This window comes from Gammaproteobacteria bacterium (genome assembly GCA_027296625.1).
In the GTDB taxonomy this organism is placed as follows: Bacteria; Pseudomonadota; Gammaproteobacteria; order JAKEHO01; family JAKEHO01; genus JAKEHO01.
In genome coordinates this window covers 1-4,163 of the sequence record JAPUIX010000033.1, presented here as the reverse complement: position 1 = coordinate 4,163, position 4,163 = coordinate 1, and the positions used below count along the sequence as shown (strand labels likewise).

Annotated in this window: 3 protein-coding genes, 3 tRNA genes and 1 pseudogene; all 7 read left to right on the top strand. The window is 56.4% G+C overall.

The window, feature by feature from the left end:
• Positions 1-81 precede the first annotated feature (81 nt).
• The 7 genes and pseudogenes from uvrC (at position 82) to O6944_01765 (ending at position 4,163) form a co-directional block, all read left to right on the top strand.
• Positions 82-1,914 carry an excinuclease ABC subunit UvrC gene (gene uvrC / locus O6944_01795; GenBank protein ID MCZ6717876.1) on the top strand — a complete coding sequence of 611 codons (1,833 nt, stop codon included), beginning with the start codon at positions 82-84 and terminating at the stop codon, positions 1,912-1,914.
• Complete coding sequence (gene pgsA, locus O6944_01790) at positions 1,911-2,483, top strand: CDP-diacylglycerol--glycerol-3-phosphate 3-phosphatidyltransferase (protein MCZ6717875.1); 573 nt, start codon at positions 1,911-1,913, stop codon at positions 2,481-2,483. The genes uvrC and pgsA overlap by 4 nt, the downstream gene beginning before the upstream one ends.
• An 81-nt stretch (positions 2,484-2,564) precedes the next feature.
• Positions 2,565-2,640 (top strand) — tRNA-Gly (locus O6944_01785).
• 48 nt (positions 2,641-2,688) lie between these two features.
• A tRNA-Cys gene (locus tag O6944_01780) sits at positions 2,689-2,762 on the top strand.
• Positions 2,763-2,801: 39 nt separating this feature from the next.
• A tRNA-Leu gene (locus O6944_01775) sits at positions 2,802-2,888 on the top strand.
• 296 nt (positions 2,889-3,184) lie between these two features.
• Entirely contained in the window at positions 3,185-3,658 is a 474-nt protein-coding gene (locus O6944_01770; GenBank protein MCZ6717874.1) for an alcohol dehydrogenase catalytic domain-containing protein, read from the top strand.
• Positions 3,591-4,163 (top strand): annotated as a pseudogene (locus tag O6944_01765) (IS3 family transposase). The gene O6944_01770 and the pseudogene O6944_01765 overlap by 68 nt, the downstream one beginning before the upstream one ends.

The window sequence follows — 4,163 nt, the reverse complement described above, 5'->3', positions numbered from 1 at the left end:
CCATGTTGATGGCCGTCTTTGGCAAGGCTCGGGAGCTGCTCGCACGCAATTCATCGCAGATTGAAGACGTTGGGCGGAGAAGTGACCACGTTTGACCCGAAATTCTTCTTGAAGGGGGTGACGGGCAAGCCAGGTGTCTACCGGATGTTGGCAGGCGACGGCACAGTGCTTTACGTGGGCAAGGCGCGCCAGCTAAAAAAGCGCCTGGCGAGCTACTTCGGGGCCCACGGCAAGGCCAATGCCAAGACCCAAGCGCTCCTCGATCAGGTCGGTTCCATCGAAGTGACGGTGACCCACACGGAAAAAGAGGCTTTGATCCTTGAGAACAATCTCATCAAGGAGCTGCGGCCCCGCTATAACATCCTGCTACGTGATGACAAGAGCTATCCCTACATCCACTTGTCAGACACGGACGAATTCCCACGCTTGAGTTTCTACCGGGGCGCGCGACGTCAGCCAGGGCGTTATTTTGGACCGTATCCAAGTGCCGGGGCCGTTCGCCAGACGGTTAACCTCTTGCAAAAACTGTTTCGGGTGCGTAATTGCGAGGATAGCTTTTATCGCAACCGCTCGCGCCCGTGTCTGCAATATCAAATCCAGCGCTGTACCGCGCCCTGTGTTGGCTTCATTGACCAGGCGAGCTACAAGGAGGACGTCGATCATGCTGTCCTTTGTCTCGAAGGCCGGAGCCAGGAGGTCATTGAGAAGCTTATTCAGCGTATGGACGGGGCGTCTGATACGCTGGATTTCGAACAGGCGGCCCGTTATCGTGACCAGATAAGCAGTCTCTCCCGCGTCCAGGAACATCAGTACATCAGTACCAAGGGGGGTGATCTCGATATCTTGGCCTGTGCGGCCAGAGACAATGTGGCCTGCGTCCAAGTTTTCTACATTCGCGGTGGGCATAATTTGGGTAACAAGACATTCTTTCCGCAGCACACGAGTGGTGCCGATCCAACGGAGGTACTGGCTGCGTTCCTGCCACAGTATTATCTGACCACCAAAACGGATCGCGCGATCCCCCGGGAGATTTTGGTAAGCCACCGGCCTAAGGCTGCCCCGTTGCTCGCCGAAATCCTGGCAAGGGAGGCGGGCAAGCAGGTTGCCATCAAGCACCGGATCAGGGGTGAGCGTGCCCGGTGGATGCGAATGGCGATGGAGAATGCGGAGCTGGCTTTATCCCAACGTCTTTCCACCAAGACAACCCAATATCAACGCATGGAAGCATTGCGGGAGGTTCTGGGCCTTGATGAGCCCATCGAACGGATCGAATGTTTCGATGTGAGCCACACGCAGGGCGAGGCAACGGTCGCGGCCTGTGTCGTCTTTGGGCCCGAGGGGCCGACGAAGTCCGATTACCGACGGTTCAACATCACCAATATTGAGGGCGGTGATGATTATGCGGCGATGTACCAAGCCATTAATCGACGCTACACCCGCGTACGAAAAGAGGAGGGCAGGCTGCCGGACGTTCTCCTCATTGATGGTGGTAAGGGCCAGGTCACGCAAGCGAAGGCCGTGTTAGGCGAACTTCAGGTAACCGACGTCTGCGTGCTCGGCATCGCCAAGGGCCCTTCACGGAAAGCAGGTTTAGAAACCCTAGTCTTGCCCAATCAGAAAAGCCCCTTCAGGTTACCGCCTGATTCGCCCGCGTTGCATCTCATCCAACAGGTTCGGGACGAAGCGCATCGGTTTGCGATCACGAGCCACCGGCAACGGCGGGGGAAAGCCCGCACCACTTCGCTGCTCGAAACAATCGCCGGCGTTGGGAGTAAACGACGCAGGCACCTCATTAGTCATTTCGGCGGCCTTCAGGGAGTCAGTCGTGCTGGCGTTGAAGACCTTATCAAGGTCCCGGGGATCAACCGGCATCTTGCCCAAAAGATCTACGACACGTTCCATGAAATACCATGAATATTCCTAACACGCTCACACTCATTCGCATCGCATTGATCCCGGTCTTCGTTTTGGTGTTTTATCTTCCGTTTTCGTGGGCGCATATCGCAGCGAGTATCGTCTTCGCGCTTGCCGCGCTGACGGATTGGTTGGACGGCTATCTGGCCCGGCGCCTCGGGCAGATCTCAAGACTGGGCGCGTTTCTCGATCCGGTCGCCGATAAGCTGATGGTCGCTATCGCGTTGGTGTTACTGGTGGAGGCCCATCCGAGTCCGTGGCTTGCATTGCCGGCGGCCGTGATTGTCGGACGCGAGATTACAGTGTCCGCGCTCAGGGAGTGGATGGCGGAGATTGGCGCCCGAGGCAAAGTGGCTGTCTCAGATTACGGAAAGGTGAAGACGATCGCACAGATGGTGGCCATATTCTTGTTGCTCTTTGGGGAGCCCCTCTTTGCACTCCCGGTGATTGAAGTAGGCTACGTGCTCTTGTATGTCGCGGCGGGATTGACGCTCTGGTCCATGTTGCTCTATCTTTATGCGGCTTGGCCGAAGTTATCTGAAAGAAAGGCGCAGAAGAGCAATGTTTAAAAAAGCGCAGACTGGACTCGCCTTGGGGTGCCTTGCTTGACACGATCAGGGGCCCAGTTACAATTATTGGCTACTACACAAGCGGGAATAGCTCAGTTGGTAGAGCACAACCTTGCCAAGGTTGGGGTCGCGAGTTCGAGTCTCGTTTCCCGCTCCAGATTCCCTACCAGGGTTTCCGTCAACATCTTTCCGGTGATGTCTTAGCGGCTGGGTGGCAGAGTGGTTATGCGGCGGCCTGCAAAGCCGTTTACGCCGGTTCGATTCCGACTCCAGCCTCCATTTACATACTCTGATCGCCTCGTTATGCTGCGTTGACCCGCCCGGGTGGCGGAATTGGTAGACGCAAGGGACTTAAAATCCCTCGGAGAATTCTCCGTGCCGGTTCGACTCCGGCCCCGGGCACCAATAATAACAGTGCGACTTCTAGCCTTAATGGCATTACTAGCATTACTAGCATCCTGCTCTGTGCACGGGGATGAGCCCGACAACTACTGTAATGACGCCGAGACCAATCAACAGTGGACCAGGTTGCTTATGAAGTCGCCTGATGCCTTAGCTGCTGCGGTGCTCGACTTCGCAGGCTAGTGCCGCGTCTCATTAATGACGATCGGTGATCGGACCACAGAGGAGGAAACACTATGAAAGCAGTACAGATGATAGCTGAAGGACCACCGAACGTCCTACGTTACGTCGACGTTGACATGCCTGTGCCGGGCGTCGGCCAAGTACGGGTTAAGGCAGAGTCGATATCAGTCAACCAATTCGATGCTTGGGTGCGTAGTGGCAGATTCAGTGGCACATTCTGGATGAAAGCACCCTTGCCGCTCATCCTCGGACAGGAACTCTGCGGACCAGTAGACGCAGTCGGCGAAGGTGTGACCAGTGTGACTGAAGGCCAGCGCGTGGTCGTGTTTCGCGACTTTCTCAAAGCGCTTACGGGTTGCTACGCCGAGTATGTTGTCGCCGATGAGAGTGATCTCATCCCGGTCGCCGATTCGGTCGATCTCGACGAAGCGGCAGCGTTTCCGTTGGCCTACCTAACGGCATTTCACGCACTACACACGCTCGGGCATCTGCAAGCGGGATACACGGTGTTGCCTATGCACCGGCCGGCGCAAAGTGGCCCGATTGATGCGTGTAGCGGGACTGAGGGGCTGTCCCAAACGGCGCTTTAGGGTCACGACGCAGCCCGATCCGAGCCATCCGGTGGCTGAGAATCTGATCAATCAGGACTTCACGGCTGCGGCGCCAAACCAACGTTGGGCATCGGATATCACGTATATCTTGACGCACCAGGGCTGGCTCTATCTTGCGGTCGTGATGGATCTTTATTCCCGCCGCATCGTTGGCTGGTCGATGAGTCGTTGGATCAACCGGCACTTGGTCATTGATGCGCTGTCGATGGCGATAGGAGCGCGTCGACCTGGCAGTATACTGATCCATCATTCCGACCGCGGCAGCCAGTATACGAGTGATGATTTTCGCGATGAGCTTGAGAAGCACGAGATCCAATGCAGCATGAGTGTCCGCGGCAACTGCTACGACAATGCGGTCGTCGAGAGCTTCTTTGGGCTATTGAAACGGGAGCGCATCAATCGCGTACGCTACCGGATTCGCGATGAAGCCCGCGCTGATGTGTTCGATTACATCGAGTGCTTTTACAATCGAAAACGCCGCCAC